Raw genomic sequence first — 24,865 nt, 5'->3', positions numbered from 1 at the left:
CGATTAATGTCGGCGGGGGGCAGTGTATCAGGCGCTTTGCCGCGCCTGTAGACGGCGACCGGCCAACAGCGTCAGCACCCCCTCGACCACACGCGGGTCGGCCAGCACTTTCTGGTGCCCGCCCTGCTCCAGGCGCAGCAGCCGGCTGTCGAACCAGGCGTCATGAATCGCTTGCGACGCTTTGACCGGCACAAAGGTATCGTCTTCAGCGTGCACAATCAGGCCGGGGATACTCATCTGGTAGTGGGCGACATCCAAGTGCTTGAGCGGCATGCCGAAAGTGTGTTCCACCTCCTGGATAAACGCCGCGCGAGCGCGCGCCGGCAAACCGACCATGTGGGTAAAACCGCGCAGTACGTCAAGGAAACGCGATGGCGCGGCAATACTCACCAGCGCCTCGGTATGCAGCCCCAATTGCACCGCCAGCATCGCACTGGCGCCGCCCATGGAATGGCCGATTACCGCGTGCAGCGGCGGCAGCTCGGCGGCTGCCTCGAGCATGGCACGGGCAAACAGCAGCACATGCGCTTCACGCCCTGGCGAATGGCCGTGGGCGGGGCCATCCAGGGCGATCACTGAATAACCGTTATCCACCAGCGCGGTGATCAGGCTGGCGAACTGGGTTGGCCGACCTTCCCAACCGTGCATCATCAGCACCGCGGGCCCCTGACCCCAGCGCAGCGCAGACAGGCCGAAACGCAGGGTGATGCGTTCCGATTGCGCCAACAGCGGTAATTCCCAGTCACGCGGTGGCAAATCGCGCGGGGTCATGAAGGCACGACGCATCTTGCTGGCCACTGTGTGTGGCGCCAGGTGCCCCAGCGTGCCGTTAAAACGACGAATCCAGGTTAACGTGCCCATGCTGCAAGCCCTCTTCCTATTGCACAGCCGACTTGGCGGCGCGCAGTACCCGGTCGGATAACTCACCCGGCCCGAGGGCACGGGCCAACGCCAGGCCACCGATCATCAGCGCCATGTCCGCCAAGGCCTTGTCGGTATCCTCGGGGCTCGCGGCGAGTTGGGCGGCCATCAGCTCCACATGCTCATTGAGTGCGTCACGAAAGGCCTCGGGCAAGCGCGCCATCTCGCCAACGGTGGCCGGGATCGGACATGCCTGGGCCGTGGAGTCGCGGTGCTTGCGTGACAGGTAGAACGCCGCCACCAGCCCCCTGCGCTCTTCGCCGGTGAGTTGCGCATCCATGTCGTCAATCGACGCACGCCGCCGGGCCAGCAGCTGTGTGAACGCCTCCAGCATCAGCGCGTCCTTGCTTTCAAAGTGCGCGTAGAAACCACCAACGGTCAGCCCCGCCGCCCCCATGACCTCGCCCACGCTCGGCTCGGCCGGGCCACGCTGGATCAACGCGGCGCTGGCGGCTTGCAGAATACGTTCGCGGGTTTGCGCTTTTTTATCGTTCATCGTTGCCTCCGACTTTCATGGGTTGAATATTATTACCATAATAATATTTCGCAAGCGACACGCATGACCACTGGTCAGAACAGAAGAAGGGAAGAAGGGAAGAGAGGAGAGAGTTGGCCAAACGCCAGACAAACAAAAGGGCCATTCAATAATTGAATGACCCTTAAAAATCCCGCAGAGCGGGTAATCGTGGCGTCCCCTAGGGGACTCGAACCCCTGTTACCGCCGTGAAAGGGCGGTGTCCTAGGCCACTAGACGAAGGGGACACAAACCTTCTGTACACTGATCAGGCTGAGACTGATCTGATTCAGGGACGGTGTGGCCGGAACCCTGAATCTGTAAATTGGTGGAGCTAAACGGGATCGAACCGTTGACCTCTTGCATGCCATGCAAGCGCTCTCCCAGCTGAGCTATAGCCCCGGATTTTTCGTCTCGCGACGCAGCAGACCTTTCGAGCTGCTTGTTGAAAATGGCGTCCCCTAGGGGACTCGAACCCCTGTTACCGCCGTGAAAGGGCGGTGTCCTAGGCCACTAGACGAAGGGGACAAAACCTTCTGTACATCTGATCAGCGCTGAGAACTGATCAATTCAAGGACGGTGTGGCCAGACCTTGAACCTGTAAATTGGTGGAGCTAAACGGGATCGAACCGTTGACCTCTTGCATGCCATGCAAGCGCTCTCCCAGCTGAGCTATAGCCCCTCATCGGTGAGGACGGGGCGAATCTTAATGGCGGTTTGGAAGTGTGTCAAATTTATTTTCAACATTTTCCAAAATTTTTTGCCGGGATAACAATCACTTACCGTCGAAACCCCGGAAAGCCGGGGTTTCGTCGTTCCATCAGGCTGCTCAGGCGATAGCGCCCAGCAGCTTTTCCCACTCTTTGTTTTCTTTCTTCGACACACCACCAAGCAAATCAAGGGCTTGGCGCAGGCGGAAACGCGTGAGGTCGGGGCCGAGAATTTCCATCGCATCCAACACCGACACCGAACTGGCCTGCCCGGTAATCGCAGCGAACATCAGCGGCATGGCGTCGCGCAGTTTCAATTCAAGGGACTCAACCACGGCCTGAATCGTCGCGGTGATCGCATCCTTTTCCCACTGGCGCAGGCTTTCGAGCTTCCACAAGATCAACTGCATCAATTGGCGAACCTGGTCACCCGAGAGCTTCTTGGACTCGAACAGCTTGGCATCCGGGTTCACGCCCCCGGCAAAGAAAAAGCTGGCCAACGGCGCGACCTGGCTGAACGTCTCCACCCTGCCCTGCACCAACGGCGCGATCTTCATCATGTACTCGGGGTTCAACGCCCACTGCTGCACACGGCTGGCGAATTCTTCCACCGGCAAGTCACGCAGCCACTGGCCATTGAGCCACGAGAGCTTCTCGATATCGAAAATCGGCCCGCCCAGGGAGACGCGGGACAGGTCGAAGTTGTCGACCATTTCCTGCAGCGAAAACTTCTCGCGCTCGTCCGGCATCGACCAGCCCATGCGGCCCAGGTAGTTGAGCATCGCTTCCGGCATGAAGCCCATACGCTCGTAAAAGGTCACCGAGGTCGGGTTCTTGCGCTTGGACAGCTTGCTCTTGTCCGGGTTACGCAGCAGCGGCATGTAGCACAGCTGCGGCTGTTCCCAGCCAAAGTATTCGTACAGCAGGATCAGTTTCGGCGCCGACGGCAGCCACTCTTCGCCGCGCAGCACGTGGGTGATGCCCATCAAGTGGTCGTCGACCACGTTGGCCAGGAAGTACGTCGGCAGGCCGTCGGTCTTCATCAGCACTTGCATGTCCATGCGGTCCCACGGGATCTCGACGTCACCGCGCAGCATGTCCGGCACCACGCACACGCCTTCGCTCGGCACTTTCATGCGGATCACGTGCGGTTCGCCGGCGGCCAGGCGCTGGGCCACTTCTTCTTTCGACAGCAGCAGCGCGCGGCCGTCATAGCGCGGGGTTTCGCCCCGGGCCTGTTGCTCGGCGCGCATCTGGTCGAGTTCTTCGGCGGTGCAGAAGCATGGGAACGCATGCCCCATGTCGACCAGTTGCTGGGTGTATTGCTTGTAGATGTCGCTGCGCTCGCTTTGGCGATACGGGCCGTGCGGGCCGCCGACGTCCGGGCCTTCTGCCCAGGTAATGCCCAACCAGCGCAGCGCATCGAAAATCTGCTGCTCCGACTCACGGGTGGAGCGCAGTTGATCGGTGTCTTCGATCCGCAGGATGAATTCACCGCCGTGCTGCTTGGCAAAGCAGTAGTTGAACAAGGCGATGTAGGCAGTACCGACGTGGGGATCCCCAGTAGGCGATGGCGCAATGCGCGTGCGGACGGTGGTCATGGCTGGTCTCGAATGGGCGATAAAACTGAAAATTGAAACAAGGGGCGAATGGTAACAGCCTGGGGTGGTTGGGCTCCAGCTTGGGAGAATCTGGGAGACCGAGGTGAAGCCATCGGGGGCAAGCCCCCTCCCACACTTGACCGCGCCCCCTCAGTTGGAATGCGGTCGAAATGTGGGAGGGGGCTTGCCCCCGATGAGGCCAACCCAGTCACCGCAAATCAGACAGCCAATAGCCGCTCGCGCAGCTTGCCAATCTCATCACGCGTCTGCGCCGCCGCCTCAAACTCAAGGTCCCGCGCCAACTGGTACATCTTCTCTTCCAACTGGCGGATACGCTTGGTGATTTCACTCGGCGAGCGCAGTTCGTTCTCGTACTTGGCACTTTCCTCCGCCGCCTTGGCCATGCCTTTGCGCTTCTTGCTGCGCGAGCCGGGCACCGTGGCGCCTTCCATGATGTCGGCAACGTCCTTGAACACGCCTTTGGGCGTAATACCGTTTTCCAGGTTGAAGGCGATCTGTTTGTCGCGACGGCGCTGGGTCTCGCCAATCGCCCGCTCCATGGAGCCGGTGATGCGGTCCGCGTAGAGAATCGCGCGACCATTGAGGTTACGCGCCGCACGGCCGATGGTCTGGATCAGCGAGCGCTCGGAGCGCAGGAAGCCCTCCTTGTCCGCATCCAGAATCGCCACCAGCGACACTTCCGGCATATCCAGGCCCTCACGCAGCAGGTTGATCCCCACCAACACGTCAAAGGTGCCCAAGCGCAGGTCGCGGATAATCTCCACGCGCTCCACGGTGTCGATGTCCGAGTGCAGGTAGCGCACGCGCACGCCGTGATCGGCCAGGTAGTCGGTCAAGTCTTCGGACATGCGCTTGGTCAGCGTGGTGACCAGCACCCGCTCTTCCAGGGCTACGCGCTTGTTGATTTCCGACAGCAGGTCATCAACCTGGGTCAGCGCCGGGCGGATTTCAATCTCGGGATCGACAAGGCCGGTCGGCCGCACGAGCTGCTCGATCACGCGGCCAGCATGCTCGGCCTCATAGTTGCCCGGGGTGGCCGACACAAAAATGGTCTGCGGGCTGATGGCCTCCCACTCGTCGAAGCGCATCGGCCGGTTGTCCAGCGCCGACGGCAAGCGGAACCCGTACTCCACCAGGGTTTCCTTGCGCGAACGGTCGCCTTTATACATGGCGCCCACCTGCGGCACGCTGACGTGGGATTCGTCGATCACCAACAACGCGTCGTCCGGCAGGTAGTCGTAGAGCGTCGGCGGTGGCGCCCCAGAGTCACGGCCCGAGAGGTAGCGCGAGTAGTTTTCGATGCCGTTGCAGTAACCCAGCTCCAGGATCATCTCCAGGTCGAAGCGCGTGCGCTGCTCCAGGCGCTGGGCTTCCACCAATTTGTTGTTGGCGCGCAGGTATTCCAGGCGCTCGGCCAGCTCGACCTTGATGCCCTCGATGGCCCCCATCAGGGTTTCGCGCGGCGTCACGTAGTGGCTTTTCGGATAGAAGGTGAAGCGCGGCAGCTTGCGGATCACCTCGCCGGTCAACGGGTCGAAGGCCGACAGGCTCTCGACTTCATCGTCGAACAGCTCGATGCGGATCGCTTCGAGGTCGGACTCGGCCGGGTAGATGTCGATCACATCGCCACGCACGCGGAAGGTGGCGCGGGCAAAATCCATGTCGTTGCGCGTGTATTGCAGGCTCGTCAGGCGGCGCAGCAATTCGCGCTGGTCGAGTTTGTCGCCGCGGTCGACGTGCAGCACCATTTTCAAATAGGTTTCCGGGCTGCCCAGGCCGTAAATGCACGACACCGTGGTGACGATGATCGCATCCTTGCGTTCCAGCAGCGCCTTGGTCGCCGACAGCCGCATCTGCTCGATGTGGTCGTTGATCGACGCATCCTTCTCGATAAAGGTATCGGAGGACGGCACATAGGCTTCGGGCTGGTAGTAGTCGTAATAGGAAACGAAGTACTCCACGGCGTTGTTCGGGAAAAACGCCTTGAACTCGCCATACAGCTGCGCGGCCAGGGTCTTGTTCGGCGCCAGCACCAGGGTCGGGCGGTTGATCTGCGCGATCACGTTGGCGATGCTGAAGGTCTTGCCCGAACCGGTCACCCCGAGCAGCGTCTGGTGCGCCAGGCCAGCTTCGATGCCTTCGACCATCTGGCGAATGGCCTCGGGTTGATCGCCGGCGGGTTCAAAGCGGGTGACGAGCTGGAAATCCGACATAACGTACCTCGTTCAAGTCACCCCGGGCCTACAGCTGCCAAGGACGAAAAGCTCAGCAACCCGCGAATAGTCATCGCAGGTTGCAGGAAAAAACCATGATAGCTGTAGAAGTGGTGGCGAATGTGACGGGTTTCAAGGCAATCCTCTGACCTGCCGTCTACGATCAAGGTTGCAATAAGACTAACGGTGAGCAAATAAACCGAAAAACTTGGCTGAAAAGCCGTTTCGGCTGTCGCCCTCGACGGTGCGGGCCTCTATACTAGCTCCCCGTTTGTGCACCGCTCTAGTGCATTCGGCTGGAGCGCGACACGTCCCTCCATTCCCCCATAGAGCTGCCGCAAAAATGAGCCTGTTCTCCGCTGTCGAAATGGCACCACGCGATCCTATCCTGGGCCTCAACGAAGCATTCAACGCCGACACACGAACCACCAAGGTCAACCTTGGCGTGGGCGTTTACTGCAACGAGGAGGGGAAGATTCCACTCTTGCGTGCCGTTGCCGAAGCGGAAGCCATTCGTGTGGCGCAACACGCCGCCCGTGGCTACCTGCCGATCGACGGTATCGTCGCCTACGACCAGGCCGTGCAAAAGCTGCTGTTCGGCGCTGAGTCGCCGCTGCTGAGCGCTGGTCGCGTAATCACCGCCCAAGCGGTCGGCGGCACCGGCGCGCTGAAAATCGGCGCCGACTTCCTCAAGCAGCTGCTGCCCAACGCCGTCGTCGCCATCAGCGACCCAAGCTGGGAAAACCACCAGGCGCTGTTCGAAAAAGCCGGCTTCCCGGTGCAGACCTACCGCTACTACGACGCCGCCACCCACGACGTGAACCGCGCCGGCCTGCTCGAAGACCTCAATGCCCTGCCGCCACAGTCCATCGTGGTGCTGCACGCGTGCTGCCATAACCCGACCGGCGTCGACCTGAGCCCGGCCGACTGGCAAAACGTGCTGGACGTGGTCAAGGCCAAGAACCTCGTGCCGTTCCTCGACATGGCCTACCAGGGCTTTGGCGACGGCATCCACGAAGACGCTGCGGCCGTGCGCCTGTTCGCTGAATCGGGCCTGACCTTCTTTGTGTCCAGCTCGTTCTCCAAGTCGTTCTCGCTGTATGGCGAACGTGTGGGCGCGCTGTCGATCGTCAGCGAATCCAAGGAAGAAAGCGCGCGCATCCTGTCCCAGGTCAAACGCGTTATCCGCACCAACTACTCCAACCCGCCAACCCACGGCGCCGCCATCGTGGCGGCAGTGCTGAACAACCCTGAGCTGCGCGCCCAGTGGGAAGCCGAACTGGCCGAAATGCGCCTGCGCATCCGTGGCATGCGTGAGCAGATGGTCGCCGAGCTGGCCAAGGCTGCTCCGGGTCACGACTTCAGCTTCGTCGGCCGTCAGCGCGGGATGTTCTCCTACTCGGGCCTGACGGTTGAGCAAGTCACCCGCCTGCGCACCGAGTTCGGTATCTACGCGCTGGATACCGGGCGCATCTGCGTGGCGGCACTGAACCAGTCGAACATTGGCGCGGTGACCCAGGCGATCGTGCAAGTGCTGTAAGCGTTAACAGCTGAAGAAGGGGAAGCCATTCATGGGCTTCCCCTTTTTTATGCGCAAACGCTAAGCCTATGGCTTAGCTGAACCTGAGGCCTAGTTGAACCTGTGGCCTAACTGAACCTATGGCCTAGTTGAACCTGTGGCCTAACTGAACCTGTAGCCTGGTTGAACCTGTGGCCTAACTGAACCTGTAGCCTGGTTGAACCTGTGGCCTGACTGAACCTGTAGCCTGGTTGAACCTGTGGCGAGCGAGCTTGCTCGCGTTGGGCTGCGCAGCAGCCCAAAAACCCTGCCACCTTGAACTTCCTGACAAAACGCGGTGCCTGAACAAGGGGCCGCTACGCGCCCCAGCGCGAGCAAGCTCGCTCGCCACAAGAATCATATCGCCCGCAAAAAATTCACTGGGCACAACGCGCAGCCCCTAGACTGAACCTCGACTGCCCCTTTGCTGTGAGAACCTTATGAGAAACGATGACCTGGACCTGCGTGCCGACCGCGACGAATTGCACGACTACACCCCGCGCGCCCCGCAAGCCAAGCGCCAGAAAAGCCTGGTGCTGCAGGTAGCCCTGGGCGTATTCCTCGGTGGTTTGGCGCTGTGGCTGGTGCAGCTGGGTGCAACAGCACTGATGGCAAAACTCGCCATGGGCACCCTGCAATTCGGTGGCTGATAAAGATCAAAATGTGGGAGCGGGCTTGCTCGCGAAAACGGTGGGTCAGCCAACACACCCATCACTGATACACCGCCTTCGCGAGCAAGCCCGCTCCCACATCAGCTCTGCGTCGTTACCAGACCGCGCTCTTCCAGCAACGTCACAAAACTGCTCAAGCTCTGCGACACCGTGCCCCGGCGCCAGATCAGCCAGGTATTGAGGAGGCGGAAGCTGTCCGCCAACGGCCACACGCTCACCGCCGCGAACCCCGGCATGTTTTCCAGCATGCTGCGCGGCATCAACGCCAGGCCGGCACCGGCGCTGACGCAAGCGAGCATGCCGTGGTAGGACTCGATTTCAAAGATCTTGCCCGGCACCGCACCGTCCTGTGAAAACCAGCGCTCGAAATGATGCCGATAGGAACAGTTGGAGCGGAACGTATAAATGTTCTCGCCGTTCACGTCTTGCCCACGGGTGATCGGTGCATGGTGCAGCGGCGCGACCACGACCATTTCCTCCTCGAACACCGCCACGCCGTCCAGGGTGGAGTGCAGCACCGGGCCATCGACAAAGGCCGCCGTCAGGCGCCCCGACAGTACGCCTTCGATCATGGTGCCAGAGGGGCCGGTGCTCAGGTCCAATTCGACCTTGGTGTGCTTCTGGTTATACGCCGCCAGCAATGCCGGGATGCGCACCGCCGCCGTGCTCTCCAGCGAACCGAGGGCAAACGCGCCCTGGGGCTCCTCCCCCGCCACCGTCGCTCGGGCCTCTTGTACCAGGTCAAGAATGCGCCGCGCATAACCGAGGAAATTCCACCCGGCCGGTGACAGGCGCAGGCGGCTTTTCTCGCGGATAAACAATTCCACGCCCAAGTCCCGCTCCAGTTGCTTGATGCGGGTGGTCAGGTTCGACGGCACCCGATGAATCAACTGCGCAGCGGCGCTGATGCTGCCTTGCTCGGCAACGGCCTTGAATATTTCGAGTTGCACCAGGTCCACGTTATTCTCCATTCGTGAATGTATTGCTTAATATTATTCAGTTTCCAGAAAAGCACCAGCCCCGTAGGCTGAACCCATTCCACTCATTCAGCAGGACGGTGCCATGAACGCTATTTCTCACCAGACCCACGCCCTGTCGATCAACCCCGCCACTGGCGAAACGGTCGGCAGCTACCCTTATGAAAACGCGTCGCAACTGGACGCCGCGCTCGACCGCGCCACCGCCGCCTTCCGCACCTGGCGCCGCCAGCCGGTCAGCCAACGCGCCGAATTGCTGCTGGCCCTGGCCAGCACCCTGCGTGAACAGGCCGAAGAGATGGCGCAGATGATCACCCTGGAAATGGGCAAGCCGATCGCCCAGGCCCGCGCTGAAATCGAAAAATGCGCGCTGCTCGCCGAATGGTATGCCGCCCAGGGCCCCGCCATGCTGGCACCGGAGCCGACCCTGGTCGACAACGGCAGCGCACAAATCGAATACCGCCCACTGGGCCCTATCCTCGCCGTGATGCCATGGAACTTCCCGGTCTGGCAGGTGCTGCGCGGCGCCGTACCGACCATGCTTGCGGGCAACACCTATGTGCTTAAACATGCGCCGAATGTGATGGGCAGCGCCTACCTGATGAAAACGGCGTTCCAGAAAGCCGGCTTCGCTGACGGCCTGTTCGAAGTGATCAACGTGACCCAGGACGGCGTGTCCAAGGCCATCGCCGACCCTCGTATCGCCGCCGTCACCCTCACCGGCAGCGTGCGCGCTGGCATCGCCATCGGTTCCCAGGCCGGTGCCGCGCTGAAAAAATGTGTACTGGAACTGGGTGGCTCCGACCCGTTCATCGTGCTCAACGACGCCGACCTCGACGCCGCCGTGCAGGCCGCCGTGATCGGTCGCTTCCAGAACAGCGGCCAGGTCTGCGCCGCCGCCAAGCGCCTGATCATCGAAGAGGGGGTGGTGGAGGCCTTCACCGCCAAATTCCTCGAAGCCAGCCGTGCACTGGTCATGGGCGACCCGACATCGACCGCCACCTACGTTGGCCCCATGGCCCGCTTTGACCTGCGCGACGAGCTGCACGGCCAGGTCCAGGCCACCCTGGAAGAAGGCGCCACCCTGCTGCTGGGCGGCAACAAAGTCGCAGGCGAAGGCAACTACTACGCGCCGACCGTATTGGCCAACGTGACCGACCAGATGACCTCGTTCAAACAGGAACTGTTCGGCCCGGTGGCGTCAATCATCACCGCGCGCGACGCCGACCACGCCGTGGCCCTGGCCAACGACAGCGAGTTCGGCCTTACCGCGAGCATCTTTACCCAGGATTCGGCCAAGGCACGCGACATCGCCAACCAGCTGGAAACCGGCGGAATCTTCGTTAACGCCTTCAGCGTCTCCGACCCTCGGGTGGCGTTCGGTGGTGTGAAAAAGAGTGGGTTTGGCCGCGAGTTGTCGCACTTTGGTGTGAGGGAATTCTGCAACGCGCAGACCGTGTGGCTGGACCGCAAGTAAGTCCACGACTCAACGAAAACGCCTGGGTTCAGGCGTTCAGCAGCGGCAGCGTGACCACAAACTCGCTGCCCTTGCCCTTGCCTTCGCTCATGGCGGCGACCGTGCCGTCATGGGCTTCCACCAGTTCGCGCACCACCGTCAAGCCGATCCCCAACCCCGAGCCGTTGAAGCCGATGGCGTGCTCGTCCTGCACATAAGGGTCAAAGATGAACGGCAGCGCCTTGGCCGACACGCCGATGCCGTTGTCGCGAATGCTGATCCTCAGCGCGTCTGCGACGGTCACCGACAGCACAATACGGCCCCCCACCGGCGTGTACTTGGCCGAGTTCGCCAGCAAGTTATTCAGGATCTGTGCGAGGCGCCCGGGATCACCGCTCACCGTCAACGGGCCATCGGGCAGATGCGCCTCAAAGTGCTGTTTTTTCGCGCGCATCACCGGGCCACACGCGTCAATGGCGCTTCTGAGGATGTGCAGCATGTCGACCTCACGGCGTTCCACGCGCAGTTTGCCCGTGCTGACGCGGGACACGTCCAACAGGTCATCCACCAGCTGTGAAATATGCTGCACCTGGCCTTCGATCAGCTCACGCATGCGCGGCAGTTGGTCACTCGGCAGGCGCACCATGCGCTCGGCGATCAGGCTGATCGGCGTCAACGGGTTGCGCAGTTCATGCGCCACCATCGCCAGGATACTTTTCTGCTGGCCCAGCGCGCGTTCAGCCGTCGCCTGCAGGTCTTGAGCACTGAGCGCAGCAATGACCAACTGCGCATTTGCCTCGCGAAGTTCCTGATACAAACGCTGTTCTTCCAGGCGCGGCGGGCTTTGCGCGTCCGATTGCGCGAGCAGGATCGCCACCACCAGTTGCTGGTTGGCCTCGATCACCTGCTCGACCTGCTGGGTATCCACCAGGCGGCTGCTGACGTCACTCAGTTGCTGTTGCAGGGCGGCGAGCACGGCGCGGGCCTCGACGGTTTTCTGGCCAAGCAGGAACAGCTCGTGGGCCGCTGTATTCAGCTCACTGTCATTCTTGCCGCCGGTTTCACTCATGAGCCGGGCTCACACATGTTTGTCTCCCACCGAAACCTGTTTGGTCGGGCGCCCGCCCAACAACCCTTCCTGCTCCGGCAACATGTCGCGAATCTGCAGGCCGTTATCGTCGATGTGGTACTGGCGCAACTGATCGGAGTGAGCGCTGGCGCGCACCTTGACCACGGCCATGATGCGCAGCAAGCGGCTTTCTACTTCAATGTAGCGCTGCACAATGATCGCATCGGTGAGGAACGCCGTGCCATAGGGGCTGAAACGCAGGTCGGTGTAGCGGTCTTCCAGCTCCGACGTCATCAACACGCTGACCCCGGCACCGGTCAGCGCAGTGACCATGCGCGACAACGACTCACGGAAATCCGCGCGAAAGGTCGGCGCCAGCGCCAGCTCGAAGCCTGACAGTGAATCGATCACCACGCGGGAGGCCTTCAAGCGGCTGATCTCGCCGAGCAACAATTGCACAATCTCGTCAATCGACAGGTCCGGCGCGCGACTGTCCACCAGGCCCACCTGCCCATTCTTGATCAACTCGGCCAACTGCGGGTTCTGCGAATGGTTGGGCCGCTGCTCGAAGACGGCGATGACCCCGGTCTCCCCGTTGCGCGCGCCCTCGGCCAAGAAGGTCGCCGCCAGGATGCTCTTGCCCGAGCCCGACGGCCCGGCCACCAGCAGCGAATAGCCGCGAGGCAGGCCGCCGCCGAGCATCTCATCAAGGGCTGGCACGCCCATTTTCAAGCGCGTGATCGGGAACGTCGGCGGCGCTTCTACCGAACGGCTGAGCGCAGCCGGTGGGTACACCTTGATCCCCGAGGTGGCAATCCGGAAGGTGTGCAGCCCCGGCAAAGTCGGTTGGCCGCGCATCTTCATGATTTCCATCTTGCGCACCATCGAATTGCGCTCGACGCTCTGGCGCAGCCAGATCAGGCCGTCTGCCACGGTAAAAATCGGATTGGTGTCGGTTTCGGTGAAATATTCGCCGATCAGGAAGGTCGTCGCCTGCCACGTGGTCATCAACATGCCCAGTTGCTGGATGAACTGCGGCAGGTTGTTGTTGGGGTTGTGCTGGGTCTGGCTGGCCAGCACCACAGAGCGAAACGAATCGACAAACACCAGCGACGGGGAATGCGCCTCGACCTCGCTGACGATGCGCCGCAGCACCTCGTCCAGATCACCGGCCAGGGTGTCGTCCGCCAGGTTGATATAGCGAATCGACTGGTTGATGGCGTCGTTGTCGAAAAAATCGAACTGCTGCTGATACCGCAGCATCTTGAGCGGCGGCTCGCCGAGCACGGTAAAGAACAGCGCCGGGCGCTCGGGCGTCGCCAGGGCAAACATCATCTGGTGCGCGAGGGTGGTTTTGCCACAGCCCGGCGGCCCGGCGATGAGGTTGAACGAAAATTCCGGCAGGCCTCCGCCCAGGACCTCGTCCAGTCCTGGCACACCCGTGGCCAGACGGTTGATAGTCACTTTGGTGCTCATGGCGAAATTTCCTGCGAAGAGGTGTCGCTCGAAGGAGGCAACCACACACCCACCAGCAAACGTGCGGTGAGTGAGGGCCCGATCAGCGTGGTCAGAAGTTCGTAGAGGGTGGTCAGCAACGCCTCACCGAACAGCCGCGCATCGGTCTCGTTTTGCTCGACGAGTATGGATTTGAGGGCAAGCAGATCCAGCGCGGCCGGCACACTGTCATTACTGACGGCCAGGCGTGGAGGGTTGGAGACGCACAAATGGAAGCTGCGCCGGTACAGCGCGGCAACGCCCTGCTGGCCGATTACGGGCGCCAGTGCGGCGCCCATATCCTGCAAAATCGAAACAATCGCCTCGGCGATGCATGCAGTGTCAGCGTGCGGACCAGCGCGGTGCGCCAGAGTAGCTACAATCTGGCGGCTCTCTTCGCTAAGCGTGGGCATGTCTGACTGATTTCTGATGAACAGAGACCGATGGTACACCCTATACCAAGGTTTAGAGACCCCACCGGGAACAGCGGGCCAAATGCGCACGGATGAGGTTCCCCCCGCCCGCCACGATCGACTACCATACCGCGCCGGTTCCCCAACGGGACTAATAGGGAATTCGAAACGCGGTACGCCGCGCCAATCGAAACTGCCCCCGCAACTGTAGATGCCGAGCCTGCTCCTTGACGCCACTGGACCTTGTCCGGGAAGGCCGGAGCGTGGCGACGACGCATGAGTCAGGAGACCTGCCGGCCAAGCAAAATCACTAACCGGCGGGGTGTCCGGGAAGGACGTCCTTGCCCTGCTCTGTCGGCAGCGTTCGAGGGTGTGTTTCCGAACCGTACCTCCCCGGTTTCACCTACGGTTCAAACGGAGATTGCCCCATGCTGCCACGCGTTAGCGCCCTGTTCACCGGCCTTGGCTTTTGTGCCCTGGCCCAAGCAGCGCCTACTCAGTACCCGCTGACCGTCGAAAACTGCGGCAGCAACGTGACCTTCCAGCAAGCCCCCGCACGCAGCGTGACCATTGGCCAGGCCGCCACCGAGATGCTTTACGCCTTGGGCGTGGGCGACAAAGTGGTCGGCACCTCGCTGTGGTTCAACAACGTGTTGGCGCAGTACAAGACTCTGAACGACGGCATCGAACGCCTGGCCAATAACGAGCCGAGCTTTGAGTCGGTGATCGCCAAGCGCCCGCAACTGGTGGCCGCCGAGCTGGAATGGGTGGTTGGGCCGCAAGGCGTGGTCGGCACGCGCGAGCAATTCCATGAGCTGAAAATCCCCACCTACCTGCTGCCCTCCGACTGCGAAGGCAAGGACAACCTGGTGGGCGCCGACGGCACGCGGCTGGAGCCGTTCCGCATCGAGACCATCTACAAGAGCATCAGCCAACTGGCGCAGATCTTCGACGTGCAGGATCGCGGCCACCAGCTGAACGACGAACTCAAGGCGCGCCTGGCCAAATCCGTCGCCACCGTGCACAGCAAAGGCCTCAAGCACGCCAGCGCATTGGTGTGGTTCTCCAGCGCCGAGATGGCCAGCGACCCTTACGTGGCCGGCCACAAAGGCATTCCCGAATTCATGCTCGAAACCCTGGGCCTGCATAACGTCGTGCAGTCCGATGAAGAGTGGCCCGCCGTTGGCTGGGAAACCATCGCCAAAGCCAACCCGACCTTCCTGGTGATCGCCCGCATGGACCGTCGCCGCTACCCCGCCGACGACCATGAAAAGAAACTCGCCTTCCTGCGCACTGACCCGGTGACACGCAACATGGACGCGGTGAAAAACAACCGCATCATCGTCCTCGACGCCCTGGCGTTGCAGGCCAGCATCCGCATGTTCGATGGCCTTGAACAGCTGGCCGGCGCCATCGACGGCTACGACCTGAGTAAATGAGTACCAGCGTGATTCGAACCCTGCTCGCCCTGGCCCTGCTGTTGATCGCCGTGCTCGCCGGCGTGGCCATCGGTGAAACCGCCATCTCACCCCAGGTGGTGCTACAGGTGCTCGCCAACAAACTGTGGGGCGCCAGCTACTTGCTGGACCCGATCGATGAAGGCGTGGTGTGGAACTACCGCCTGACCCGCGCCCTGGTCGCCGCCGCGTGCGGGGCCGGCTTGGCGACGTGCGGAGTGATCCTGCAGTCGTTGCTGCGCAACCCGCTGGCCGACCCGTACCTGCTGGGCATCAGTGCCGGCGCTTCGACCGGCGCCGTGCTGGTGGCGTTGATGGGCGTGGGCGGCGGTTTGATCTCGCTGTCGGCGGGTGCGTTTGTGGGGGCCATGGCCGCGTTTGCGCTGGTGATCCTGCTCGCGCGTGCCAGCGGCTCCGTGAGCGGCACCGGCCAGATCATCCTCGCGGGCATCGCCGGCTCGCAGCTGTTCAACGCCCTCACCGCGTTCCTGATCACCAAGTCGGCCAGTTCAGAGCAGGCGCGCGGCATCATGTTCTGGCTGCTGGGCAACCTCAGCGGTGTGCGCTGGCCCTCTGTGTGGCTGGCCGTGCCGGTGGCAGTCGCGGGGCTGGCGGTGTGCCTGTGGCACCGGCGCGCGCTGGATGCGTTCACCTTCGGCAGCGACTCGGCGGCCTCCCTCGGCATCCCGGTACGCCGTGTGCAATTTGTGTTGGTGGGCTGCGCCGCGCTGGTCACGGCGGTGATGGTGTCGATTGTCGGCTCCATCGGCTTTGTCGGCCTGGTGATCCCCCATGCCGTGCGCCTGCTGCTCGGCACCGGGCATTCACGTTTGCTGCCGGCCAGCGCCCTGGGCGGCGCGTTATTCCTGATTGCGGCTGATGTGCTGTCGCGCACGCTGATCAAGGGCCAGGTGATTCCGGTCGGGGTGGTCACCGCGTTGGTCGGTGCGCCGGTGTTTGCGTTGATTTTGATTGGCCGGAGAAACCCCCGATGAGCGTACTGAGCTGCACCGGCCTGGGCTTCAAGGTGCGCGAGGCCGAGTTGCTGCGCAACATTGACCTGGACGTACAGCAGGGGGAAACCCTCGGCATCGTTGGCCCGAACGGCTCCGGCAAATCCACCTTGCTCAAACTGCTCGCCGGTTTACGCCCACCGGCCAGTGGCGACGTGCGCCTGGGCGGCCAACGCCTGGGCACGCTGTCGCGCCGCGCCATCGCGCAACAACTGGCGGTGGTAGAGCAACAGGCCGACACCGACGACGCCATCCGCGTCTTCGACGCCGTGGCGCTGGGCCGCACGCCGTGGTTGTCGGCGCTGAGCCCGTGGTCCAGTGACGACGACGCCATCGTGCGCCAGGCCCTGCACGACGTGGACGCCACCCACCTGAGCCAGCGCGCCTGGCGCAGCCTCTCCGGCGGCGAACGCCAACGCGTGCACATCGCCCGCGCCCTGGCGCAACGGCCGCAGATTCTGTTGCTGGACGAACCGACCAATCATTTGGATATCCAGCACCAACTGGCGATCCTGAAAGGCGTGCAAGCCCTGCCGGTAACCACGTTGATTGCCCTGCATGACCTGAACCAGGCCCTGACCTGTGATCGCCTGGCCGTGCTCGACCGCGGGCAATTGGTGGCCCTGGGCAAACCGCTGCAAGTGCTCACCCCGCAGCGGCTGCAGGACACGTTCGGGGTGCAGGCGCATTACCTGACGGACCCGTTTGATGGGGCGCAGATCCTGCGACTGCGCTCCAACTGACACACCAAAATTCAAAGGTGGGAGGGGGCTTGCCCCCGATGAGGCAGTGTCAGTTAATAAATCCATGACTGACCCACAGCCATCGGGAGCAAGCCCCCTCCCACCTTTGGATCTACAGAGGCTTTTGCATGTGGGTGGTCTGCCAGATCGGGTCGGCTTCGACATCGACGATCTCAAACCCCTGCCGTAGCCAAAAATCAATCGCCCCCGGCAGGAACGGGTGGGTATGCAGGTACACCACCGCCACTCCATCCGCGCGCGCCAGTGCCTCTAATGCGCGATACAACTCGCCCGCCAGGCCAAAGCGACGGAACTCAGGCTGCACGAACAGGCGCACCACTTCCACCGTCTTGCGTCCGTGGTAATTCAACTGCGGGAAACGCCCGTCATAGGGCAGATAACCAATAGCAGCAACGATCCGGCCTTGATCGCGAGCAATAAGGAACTGACCGTCGCCCTCAAGGTAGGTGGCGTCGAACTGTGCCAGGTCCGGTGGCATCCCCGTTGCGCTGAGCTTGGGGAAAAGCTCGGCACGGGCGTGCAGCACGAACCTCAGTACCTCAGGGATATCCGCAGCCGTGACCGCCTGGATGATCGGCACCGAGGTCATAGAACCGTTATCTGCGTAATACCCACCACCTGCGCCTGCTGCAGAATTTCTGCTGGCGTCGCATCCGCAGGCGGCAGGATCAAGCCATTCTCCGCATCGCCCAAATGCAACTGCAGCAAGTGCAACGCCGCCTCATGCACCGGCAGCTGGGCTTGCTTGAGTTCGAACACTTGGGTACGCGGTTCGGCGTTGAACAGGTAGTTGAGGGTGTATTCACGCATGGGGCAGTCCTTGTTATAGGGAGGAACAACTGAATAACCTGACCAGACGATCAAGTTTTAAGTTCCGACTCCATTGGCTCGCTCGTAACGCAGATAGCCATGGGCACCCGTGCCCACACAGGCAAACCCTGCCCGCTCATACATAAACCGCGCGGGGTTGTCAGGGCGCACGCTCAAACTCAACGGCGTGCAGCCATTGGCCGCTGCAGCAACCTGATAGGCCTCCAGCAACGCCCGACCTATGCCCTTGCGCCGATGAGCCGCGCTCACGTTGATCGTGCAAAGCTCGGCGAAGCCGCCCTCGGTTTTCCATAACGAATAACCGACAAATTGCCCGCCCAGCATCGCAACCGTCAAACGCTCGAAGTTGTCGACCCATGCAGTAAGGTTGCGCTCCACCTGCGCCCGCCAGGCGGCTTCGTGAGCGGGCTCCCATTGCTGGATGTAGGCCAACTCGCCGCGATAAATCGACGGCAGGTCGGTCACCATCGCCGGACGTAGGGTCAGCGTGTTCACGGGCACGTGCGTTCCTTGGCTTTACAGTGGGAGCTGAAAGATTACCCGGACGCTGGAAGATTGAGTACCCCGGCGTTCACCCGCTGGCTGATCCATTCGCGGCTATGAGCAAGCACGCAATCGGCCATCACCACCGGGAAATGAATGAACCCATGCGCCGACTCCGGCAGCAGATACGCCTGCGCGCCAGGCCAGCGCTCGGCGATCAACAGCGTGTCATCCTTCAACGGGTCCAGTTCGCCTACAAACATGAGTGCTGGCGGCATGCCTTCGAGGTCGCCATACAACGGCGACAGCGGTGGCAAGCGGCGCTCGTCATCGCTCAAGCCCGGCGTCAGCATGCGCAGCGCCTCGACCATGCCCGGCCCATCCAGCAACAACGTTTGCGGGCCTGCCGCGCGTACGCTTGGCGTACCGGCCAAGTCGTAGACGCCGTAATACAGCACCGCACCGCTCACCCGCTGGAGCAACGCCGGCCATTGCTTCAACGCCAGCAACGTCGCCGCCGCCAGATGCCCGCCGGCCGACTCGCCGACGACGATCACCGGCAGGTCGGCAAACTCATCGTTGGTCAGCAACCAACGGGCCGCCGCCAGGCAGTCGTCCATCAGCCCTTCCACCGGGGTATTCACCGCCAGCCGATAGTCCACCGATACCACCGCCACGTCGCAGGCCTGCACCATGCCCAGGTTGAGGTCGTCATCCATCTGCGCATTGCCAATCACCCAGCCGCCGCCGTGAATGTCCAGCACCACGCCCTTGGGCGTGCGGCTCGGCCGCAGGATGCGCACGGGCACTGAGCCCACCCAACAGGTTTCGGCCACCGGTGCGCGTTTGAGTTTTTGACTGGCGCGCAACAGCGCCTGAATCAAACGCGGCGTAACGCGGTTGCGAATTTTAAAGCGCGGCATCCAGCCAAGTTTCTGGTTGAAGCGGCGCATTTCGTCCAGTTCAGGCGCACTGGCGGGCCAGGGTGTAGGGGCCATCAACGATTATTTCGCAGGATCGAAAAGTTCAGCGCCGCCGCCACACACAGCCACGCCAGGTACGGGAACAGGATCAAGCCGGTGATCAGGTCCAGGCGCACCGCCAGCACCACCATCGCCGCCACCGTCACCCACAGCACCGCGATAATCACCATCCCGGCCAGGAGGCGATGCGCGCCAAAAAACACCGGCGTCCACAGCGTGTTCAACGCGATCTGCGCCGCCCACAGCGCCAGCACCACTTGGCTGCCGGGGATCAGGCTCAAGCGGTAACCGGCCCAGGCCAGCAGCAGATAGATAGTCGTCCACGCCACCGGAAACAACCAGTTGGGCGGGGTAAAGCCGGGTTTTACCAGGGATTCGTACCAGGCTCCGGGCTTGAAGATAATGCCGGTGCTGGCAGCGGCGGCGCAGGCGAGCAGGAAAATGAAAAAGGTCATGGTCGGTCCTTGAGGTCAGTTGAAAGAAAGCCACGCTATGGTTCAAAGACTCAAACTACCGCGCAGAAATTCAATACTTGCCTCAAAAATGCACCCGCAACGCCGATTTAATGTGGCCGGTGCTTAGCCCGGCTCCACAATCCTCAGCCAAGGCCAACGCGCCTGATAACTCCGGGCCTTCTTGGCAAACAGCGCAGGCTCCGCATGCACGGGGTTGATGCGCAACACGCCCTGCTCCACATCCGCCAACCCATAGGGCGCATACACCTCGCCCGTGGAGATATCCAACCCGATGCACGTGCCCGCCACCAGGTAACGGTCCACACCTTGCTTAGCCGTGTGCAACTGCGGATACGGCCGACCAAACCGCTGCCCATACCAGAGGTGGACCCGCGCCTGGTTCTTCACTTCAACATTAACCCCCAGGTCCTCGAACAACCGCTCAGCCCGGCGAATCACCGCGTCCTCTGCCTCGTAGGAAAGGTCTGTATCAAAGTAAAAAACGTCGTAATCCTTTACACCCTGAGCAGCCGGAAGGTTCGACTGATGATTCCACACCGCCTGGAACAGACATCCCGCCGTGAGCATGCACTGGTCTACCCCGAGGTCGGGCAGCCGCGCGGTGATTTCAGCGTTGATGGGGTTGGCCATGGCCAGGTTGAGCAAGCGGTCGACGGTCAATGTCATGGAAACTCCTTCGTCATCAGCCCGTCACTAGAGGCCGACTGCACACGTTGTGGTGAGGGAGCGTGCTCCCGCTGGGCTGCGCAACAGCCCCAAAACCCGCAGCACCGCTGCCCTCTAGCCTTTCAACTCACCCGCCCGATTGCTCGCCGCGTCGTCGTAAGCCACATACAACGACTCGGCGATCTGGCTCTTGATGGCCTTGGTGGACTCCAAGCCAAGCACAAAACCTTCGGCCTTACCGCCAGCACGGTTGAGTTCTTCATGGGTGGCAGCGCCGGTGATGGCGTCAAGCAGCTTGGCGGCGTGAGGGCCTACGCCTTTGGGAAGGCTGATTTGGTCGATGGACATGGGCGATACCTTGAAAGAATGAGATCGGTAGCGCTTAAAACCACTGCCGGGGGCTGGCATGGTAGACCGATATCCACCTCAAAGGGCTGTTTTCTGGCTGCCAGAGGCTTATCCGGCAACCTGGCCCTCTGTGGCGAGGGAGGTTGCTCACGTTCGGCTGCGCAGCCGCCCCAATCCCGCAGCACCTTGCTCCATTGCCTACGCTTACGTCAGAATCCGCCGGCTTGTGCGCTGGGGTGGCCGTCTCTAAGGTTGCTCGGTCGCCGACATCTCGGTGATCGGGTTTAGTAGCCCACGGTTTAACCTAACAACTGCACAAGCTTCATCCATCAGACGTTCCCGTCTGTGCTTGATGGTGGCTGTGCGCAGGGCGCCCCCGGGCGCGCCGGTTTTGTTAGGTTCCACCGGTCTACTAACCTGCGTACAGCTACCGCCTTTTCGTTTAGTAGCGATGAGGTGCCGGCCCGAGCAAGGAACTTAACAATGGTTACTGATTCAACCACTCTCTTCCGCGTCGCCCCAGACGCCAGCAGTGAAACCCTGCTCTCTAACAGCTTCGAAACCTTCACATCCGTGAGCACCCTGCTGCTAAACCTATCCGAAGACCTGAGCGGCAAGCACCGCGATATCGCGTTGGCCATTCACCAACTGAGTGAGCTGGGCGTGCTGCTTACCGCCAAACTTCTCGACCGTGAAACACCCTGCTCCGATTGAAGCCTACCCCTTAAAATCAATAGCTCAGCCAATCGCCGCGTGGTCGTAATTCAAATACAACCTTGTGACGATTTGGCTGGTAAGAGGTAGCAGCGCCTATGGCATTGACGATGCTTAATGGTGAAAGGGCATAGGCCTTGGGCAATGGAAATTTGGTTAGCCCAGCTGGGGTGAAAGCGTCTGCTTTCGGCCAAGAGCAGCCTCTGGCAGTGGCAGAAAGCTCCATCATCGAATGGCCAGGCCGGGCGCCCGCCGATCAGGTCGACCAAGGGGTTGTTCGTATCGGCCTCGCTCGTGACCAGCGGATGTGCACGCAGAAACCCACGTTCATGCAACTCGGTGGTGGGCGCATGGGTTAGCGTGCCGTTTGCTGCTCTTTACCCAGCTCGTGAGCAATGAACCGGCCCGCCGTCTGCGCGGCCTCGATTAGCCGTTTGCGGGGCATGCCGTTACACGCCGCAGACGATAGCCCGCGCAGGGTAATCGAAAGGTAGTCAGTGAGGCATTGGGCTTTTTCGGGCAGTGTCTGATCAAGATAATCCCGAATCGCCTTGACGCCTCCGTCCGCCAGAGTTTGCGCCATCCGGCGGGCTACCTCGTCATCCGCACGCGTGCCCTCGGTGACCATGCAACCGCGCAAGACACTGTCGTTTCCATACTGCTTCGCTGCCGCGACCAACAAGGCGGCGAGTGCTTCAGGCACTGGCCGGTCCGGCGCCAGCAGTTTGTCCAACGGCAAAGCGTGCTCGCGGGCGTAGCGCAGCATGGCCTTCTCGAATAACTCAGCCTTGCTGCCATACGCGGCGTAGAAGCTGGGCGGCTTGATGTCCATGGCTTCGACCAGATCCGTGAGGCTCACCGCGTCGAAGCCGTGTTCGTGGAACATGGCTTGGGCAATGGCGACTCCAGCCTCTCTATCGAAAGCAGGGCGGCGTTGGCGGATTTTGTCAGTCATGGCGATCTCGTTTGTGTGCCCGCGATTGTAGCGACCGCTATATCTCCGGGGCAACCGCGCAGAGCTGAATGGCGTATTTATATAGTGATTACTAAATAGCTTGCGTCTTTGCTGAGTGCTATATAGTGTTCGCTACATAAATTCATTCGCCCTCAACCTATACGGGAGTATCAGCATGCAGTTTCAAGACAAAGTCGTTCTCGTCACCGGAGGGTCCTCGGGATTGGGCCTTTCTATCGCCCAAGAGCTGGCAGGGCAGGGGGCCACGGTGGTGATTACCGGGCGTCGGCAGGAGCAACTGGAGGAGGCTTTATCGAAGCTCGGGGACCGAGCCAGTGCGGTGGTCGCGGACGTCTCGGTGATAGCCGATCTCGCTGTGCTATTTGACGCAATCAAGGCCCGTCATGGTCGAATCGATGTGCTGGTAGCCAACGCCGGCATGGGTGAAATTGCTCCGCTTGGCAGCATCACTGAGGCCTATTTCGACCGAGTATTCAGCACCAACGTCAAGGGTGTGACCTTCACTGTTCAGGGCGCACTGCCTCTCATGGGCGAAGGCAGCAGCATTGTCGTCATTGGTTCTACTGCCTCCATTGATCCCGGCCCTGGCCTGAGCGTGTACGGCGCCACCAAAGCAGCACTGCGCACGCTGGTCAGAAGCTGGACGCTCGACATCAAAGGCCGCGGGGTGCGCATCAACCTCTTGAGTCCGGGCCCTGTGGATACCCCGTCACTACGTCATATGCTCGCGGAACACGCTGAGGCCGTGATCGAGTCCCTGAGTGAGAAGAGCACCATCGGGCGTATCGGCCAGGCTCATGAGATTGGCGCTGCCGTGGCGTTCCTGGCCAGTGACGCAGCCAGCTACATTAACGGCGTCGAACTATTCGCGGATGGCGGGGCTTCGCAGTGCTAGATCACTGGATGGCTGCGGATCCCGAGGTTTACCGCAAATGTTGATCCCGTTCCGGCGCCAGCCACAAGACTGATAACTCGCTTATCAACATCATTGCTCGTCAGGCGCCAAATTGGATTGTCGCCAAGGTCGTTCGCCGAGCGCATCAAATATACGGTCGCCGCTATACACCATTCCTTTGTGGGCTGAAGCCTAGGAGAGAGTCATGACTAACTCACCAGAAATCCTCGCACGTCTCGCCGCCGAGAGCGCCATTCACCGCCTTCACGCTACCTACATCCATCGTCTTGACAGTGGAGATTTCACGGGTGTGGCCCAAGTGCTTCAGCACGCGGTGATTCATGTGCTAGGCACTGAGGCCTCTACGGTTGAGGGTTTGCTAGGTTTTTTCGAGGCGGGCCTTCAGGTACACGCCGACGGTACGCCGCGCACTTGGCATTCGATCACCAACGTACTGATTGACGTCGCGCCTTGGGGCGATAAAGCGAGTTCTGAGAGTTACTACACCGTGCATCAGCAGCTTGACGGATTCCCATTACAGCCTATCTGCGCCGGCAAGTACCTCGACCAATTCGAGCTGCATGATGGTGAGTGGCGTTTCACTCGTCGTGAGGTGACTTTGCGTTTTGCAGGCGACCTTCAGCACCACGTTCAAGGTGTTCAAAGTGATGCAGTAGCCCAGACCTCCTGACAGAACAAACAGGCTTCACGCTCAGCTCGCGAGACGGTTCGGGTATGGGGTTCTGACTCTTCGAGTTGGCACCCCAGAGCCTTGCAAACTAAAGAAAGAGCATCTTGATACTCCAAGGACTAGCACGATGACTATCAAACGACAGGCGCTTATCACCGGCGCAAATAAAGGCATCGGACTGGCAATTGCCAAGGGGCTTGCCGAGGCCGGGTTCTTTGTCTGGATCGGTGCACGCGATCATACCCGAGGCGAACAGGCCGTCGCCCAGTTACGTGATGCCGGGCTCGATGCAGGCCTCTTGGAACTGGACGTTGCGGTCGAAGACAGTGTGTACCGAGCCGCAGCGATGCTGTCTGAGCAAATAGATGCACTTGATGTCTTGATCAACAACGCCGGGATTGCGGTCGACATGACCAAGGCACCCAGTGAGGTGAGAATGCAGGACATGAAAGCTGTTTACGAGGTCAATCTGTTTGGTCCGGTGCGCGTCACCCAAGCTTTCCTGCCCTTGCTGAAAAATGCCGACCAGGCCCGGATCGTCATGATGAGCAGCGGTGTCGGTTCGCTCACGTTGATAACAGATCCGACATCGATCTATTCGACCGTCAACCTTCTCGATTACAGCTCGTCAAAAGTGGCACTGAATGCCGTAACGGTCGCCTTTGCGAAAGAGCTTGAGCCGCTGGGAATTACAGTGAATGCCGTCGAGCCTGGGCATGTGCGGACCGATCTAAACGGTAACTCGGGCGTATTGACGCCTGAAGAAGGGGCACAAATAGTCATCAAGATGTCGCTGCTGGGTCCCGATGGTCCTACCGGTGGCTTTTTTGGAAGTCACGGTAGGCAGCCGTGGTAGTCAGATGAATGCCCGCCGCTTGCGCTCGATTTCCAAGGGATTCGATGGTCCGCATTTGGCCGATAGCGGACAACCTCCACCCCCCTACCCATAC

The 24,865-nt window shown here is 61.2% G+C and carries 26 protein-coding genes, 4 tRNA genes and 1 riboswitch; of the genes, 10 read left to right on the top strand and 20 right to left on the bottom strand.

Annotation, left to right across the window (positions count from 1 at the left end):
- Positions 1-27 precede the first annotated feature (27 nt).
- From GIW02_RS11190 to uvrB, 8 genes are all read right to left on the bottom strand, one after another.
- Positions 28-861 (bottom strand): alpha/beta fold hydrolase, encoded by an 834-nt coding sequence (locus GIW02_RS11190; RefSeq protein ID WP_236418922.1) that lies wholly within the window; start codon positions 859-861, stop codon positions 28-30.
- A 16-nt stretch (positions 862-877) separates the two neighbouring features.
- The gene (locus tag GIW02_RS11185) at positions 878-1,417 is read right to left on the bottom strand and encodes a TetR/AcrR family transcriptional regulator (RefSeq protein WP_236418920.1); all 540 of its coding nucleotides are present in this window, start codon (positions 1,415-1,417) and stop codon (positions 878-880) included.
- Between the two features lie 190 nt (positions 1,418-1,607).
- A tRNA-Glu gene (locus GIW02_RS11180) sits at positions 1,608-1,683 on the bottom strand.
- A 78-nt stretch (positions 1,684-1,761) separates the two neighbouring features.
- Positions 1,762-1,837: transfer RNA gene (locus GIW02_RS11175), tRNA-Ala, on the bottom strand.
- Between the two features lie 50 nt (positions 1,838-1,887).
- Positions 1,888-1,963 (bottom strand) — tRNA-Glu (locus GIW02_RS11170).
- 78 nt (positions 1,964-2,041) lie between these two features.
- Positions 2,042-2,117 (bottom strand) — tRNA-Ala (locus GIW02_RS11165).
- 147 nt (positions 2,118-2,264) lie between these two features.
- A complete protein-coding gene (gene gltX, locus GIW02_RS11160; protein ID WP_053128828.1) occupies positions 2,265-3,746 on the bottom strand; it encodes a glutamate--tRNA ligase in 1,482 nt (493 codons plus the stop codon).
- Positions 3,747-3,964: 218 nt separating this feature from the next.
- Positions 3,965-5,980, bottom strand: a complete 2,016-nt coding sequence (uvrB, locus tag GIW02_RS11155) for an excinuclease ABC subunit UvrB (RefSeq protein ID WP_017527823.1) — start codon at positions 5,978-5,980, stop codon at positions 3,965-3,967.
- A 343-nt stretch (positions 5,981-6,323) separates the two neighbouring features.
- Between uvrB and GIW02_RS11150 the strand changes: the two genes are divergently transcribed.
- Together GIW02_RS11150 and GIW02_RS11145 are read left to right on the top strand one after the other, a co-directional pair.
- Positions 6,324-7,520 (top strand): amino acid aminotransferase, encoded by a 1,197-nt coding sequence (locus GIW02_RS11150; RefSeq protein ID WP_236419477.1) that lies wholly within the window; start codon positions 6,324-6,326, stop codon positions 7,518-7,520.
- A gap of 458 nt (positions 7,521-7,978) precedes the next feature.
- Positions 7,979-8,188 (top strand): hypothetical protein, encoded by a 210-nt coding sequence (locus tag GIW02_RS11145; protein WP_049712317.1) that lies wholly within the window; start codon positions 7,979-7,981, stop codon positions 8,186-8,188.
- Positions 8,189-8,289: 101 nt separating this feature from the next.
- On the opposite strand, the gene ptrR is transcribed toward GIW02_RS11145, so the two are convergent.
- Positions 8,290-9,168: a putrescine utilization regulator PtrR gene (ptrR, locus tag GIW02_RS11140; RefSeq protein WP_236419479.1), complete on the bottom strand. Its 879-nt coding sequence runs from the start codon at positions 9,166-9,168 to the stop codon at positions 8,290-8,292.
- A 103-nt stretch (positions 9,169-9,271) separates the two neighbouring features.
- On the opposite strand from ptrR, the gene GIW02_RS11135 reads away from it, so the two are divergent.
- Complete coding sequence (locus GIW02_RS11135) at positions 9,272-10,663, top strand: aldehyde dehydrogenase family protein (RefSeq protein WP_236421865.1); 1,392 nt, start codon at positions 9,272-9,274, stop codon at positions 10,661-10,663.
- Between the two features lie 28 nt (positions 10,664-10,691).
- Here the strand turns inward: GIW02_RS11135 and GIW02_RS11130 are convergent, their stop codons facing one another.
- Genes GIW02_RS11130 through GIW02_RS11120 form a run of 3 tightly spaced genes read right to left on the bottom strand, consistent with a single transcriptional unit; the run spans position 10,692 to position 13,618 of the window.
- Positions 10,692-11,711 carry a sensor histidine kinase gene (locus tag GIW02_RS11130; protein WP_236418169.1) on the bottom strand — a complete coding sequence of 340 codons (1,020 nt, stop codon included), beginning with the start codon at positions 11,709-11,711 and terminating at the stop codon, positions 10,692-10,694.
- Positions 11,712-11,720: 9 nt separating this feature from the next.
- A complete protein-coding gene (locus GIW02_RS11125; RefSeq protein WP_236418170.1) occupies positions 11,721-13,187 on the bottom strand; it encodes an ATPase domain-containing protein in 1,467 nt (488 codons plus the stop codon).
- Positions 13,184-13,618 (bottom strand): hypothetical protein, encoded by a 435-nt coding sequence (locus tag GIW02_RS11120; protein ID WP_236418171.1) that lies wholly within the window; start codon positions 13,616-13,618, stop codon positions 13,184-13,186. The genes GIW02_RS11125 and GIW02_RS11120 overlap by 4 nt, the downstream gene beginning before the upstream one ends.
- 118 nt (positions 13,619-13,736) lie before the next feature.
- A riboswitch (cobalamin riboswitch) is annotated at positions 13,737-13,930 on the top strand.
- Positions 13,931-14,046: 116 nt separating this feature from the next.
- On the opposite strand from GIW02_RS11120, the gene GIW02_RS11115 reads away from it, so the two are divergent.
- Genes GIW02_RS11115 through GIW02_RS11105 form a run of 3 tightly spaced genes read left to right on the top strand, consistent with a single transcriptional unit; the run spans position 14,047 to position 16,831 of the window.
- Positions 14,047-15,057, top strand: coding sequence for an ABC transporter substrate-binding protein (locus tag GIW02_RS11115; protein WP_236418172.1), 1,011 nt, complete (start codon positions 14,047-14,049; stop codon positions 15,055-15,057).
- Between the two features lie 8 nt (positions 15,058-15,065).
- Positions 15,066-16,070 (top strand): FecCD family ABC transporter permease, encoded by a 1,005-nt coding sequence (locus GIW02_RS11110; RefSeq protein ID WP_236418173.1) that lies wholly within the window; start codon positions 15,066-15,068, stop codon positions 16,068-16,070.
- Positions 16,067-16,831, top strand: a complete 765-nt coding sequence (locus GIW02_RS11105) for an ABC transporter ATP-binding protein (protein WP_236418174.1) — start codon at positions 16,067-16,069, stop codon at positions 16,829-16,831. Before GIW02_RS11110 ends, GIW02_RS11105 begins: the two co-directional genes overlap by 4 nt.
- Positions 16,832-16,943: 112 nt before the next feature.
- Here GIW02_RS11105 and GIW02_RS11100 read toward each other — a convergent pair whose 3' ends face one another.
- The 7 genes from GIW02_RS11100 to GIW02_RS11070 form a co-directional block, all read right to left on the bottom strand.
- A complete protein-coding gene (locus tag GIW02_RS11100) occupies positions 16,944-17,441 on the bottom strand; it encodes a GNAT family N-acetyltransferase (protein ID WP_236418175.1) in 498 nt (165 codons plus the stop codon).
- A complete protein-coding gene (locus GIW02_RS11095) occupies positions 17,438-17,662 on the bottom strand; it encodes a hypothetical protein (RefSeq protein ID WP_236418176.1) in 225 nt (74 codons plus the stop codon). Before GIW02_RS11095 ends, GIW02_RS11100 begins: the two co-directional genes overlap by 4 nt.
- Positions 17,663-17,719: 57 nt before the next feature.
- A complete protein-coding gene (locus GIW02_RS11090) occupies positions 17,720-18,184 on the bottom strand; it encodes a GNAT family N-acetyltransferase (protein ID WP_236418177.1) in 465 nt (154 codons plus the stop codon).
- 35 nt (positions 18,185-18,219) lie between these two features.
- Positions 18,220-19,164: an alpha/beta hydrolase fold domain-containing protein gene (locus GIW02_RS11085; RefSeq protein WP_236418178.1), complete on the bottom strand. Its 945-nt coding sequence runs from the start codon at positions 19,162-19,164 to the stop codon at positions 18,220-18,222.
- Positions 19,164-19,604, bottom strand: coding sequence for a tryptophan-rich sensory protein TspO (tspO, locus tag GIW02_RS11080; protein WP_236418179.1), 441 nt, complete (start codon positions 19,602-19,604; stop codon positions 19,164-19,166). Before tspO ends, GIW02_RS11085 begins: the two co-directional genes overlap by 1 nt.
- 123 nt (positions 19,605-19,727) lie before the next feature.
- Complete coding sequence (locus GIW02_RS11075; RefSeq protein WP_236418180.1) at positions 19,728-20,291, bottom strand: nucleotidyltransferase family protein; 564 nt, start codon at positions 20,289-20,291, stop codon at positions 19,728-19,730.
- A 114-nt stretch (positions 20,292-20,405) separates the two neighbouring features.
- Positions 20,406-20,639, bottom strand: a complete 234-nt coding sequence (locus tag GIW02_RS11070) for a hypothetical protein (protein WP_017136893.1) — start codon at positions 20,637-20,639, stop codon at positions 20,406-20,408.
- Positions 20,640-21,122: 483 nt separating this feature from the next.
- Here GIW02_RS11070 and GIW02_RS11065 point away from each other — a divergent pair, with 483 nt between their 5' ends.
- Positions 21,123-21,353 (top strand): DUF6124 family protein, encoded by a 231-nt coding sequence (locus tag GIW02_RS11065; RefSeq protein WP_236418181.1) that lies wholly within the window; start codon positions 21,123-21,125, stop codon positions 21,351-21,353.
- Between the two features lie 355 nt (positions 21,354-21,708).
- On the opposite strand, the gene GIW02_RS11060 is transcribed toward GIW02_RS11065, so the two are convergent.
- Positions 21,709-22,308 (bottom strand): TetR/AcrR family transcriptional regulator, encoded by a 600-nt coding sequence (locus GIW02_RS11060; RefSeq protein WP_236419854.1) that lies wholly within the window; start codon positions 22,306-22,308, stop codon positions 21,709-21,711.
- 175 nt (positions 22,309-22,483) lie between these two features.
- Here GIW02_RS11060 and GIW02_RS11055 point away from each other — a divergent pair, with 175 nt between their 5' ends.
- The 3 genes from GIW02_RS11055 to GIW02_RS11045 all read left to right on the top strand — a co-directional run bounded on the left by GIW02_RS11055 (position 22,484) and on the right by GIW02_RS11045 (position 24,771).
- Entirely contained in the window at positions 22,484-23,224 is a 741-nt protein-coding gene (locus GIW02_RS11055) for an SDR family oxidoreductase (RefSeq protein WP_236419856.1), read from the top strand.
- A gap of 205 nt (positions 23,225-23,429) precedes the next feature.
- Complete coding sequence (locus GIW02_RS11050) at positions 23,430-23,915, top strand: nuclear transport factor 2 family protein (protein ID WP_236419858.1); 486 nt, start codon at positions 23,430-23,432, stop codon at positions 23,913-23,915.
- A gap of 127 nt (positions 23,916-24,042) precedes the next feature.
- On the top strand, positions 24,043-24,771 hold the full coding sequence (locus GIW02_RS11045; RefSeq protein ID WP_236421864.1) for an SDR family oxidoreductase: 729 nt from the start codon (positions 24,043-24,045) through the stop codon (positions 24,769-24,771).
- Positions 24,772-24,865 lie beyond the last annotated feature (94 nt).

This window comes from Pseudomonas syringae, from assembly GCF_021606685.1.
In the GTDB taxonomy this organism is placed as follows: Bacteria; Pseudomonadota; Gammaproteobacteria; order Pseudomonadales; family Pseudomonadaceae; genus Aquipseudomonas; species Aquipseudomonas syringae_R.
The sequence above is the reverse complement of the archived record's forward strand: the minus strand, read 5'-3'. Positions and strand labels throughout refer to the sequence as shown.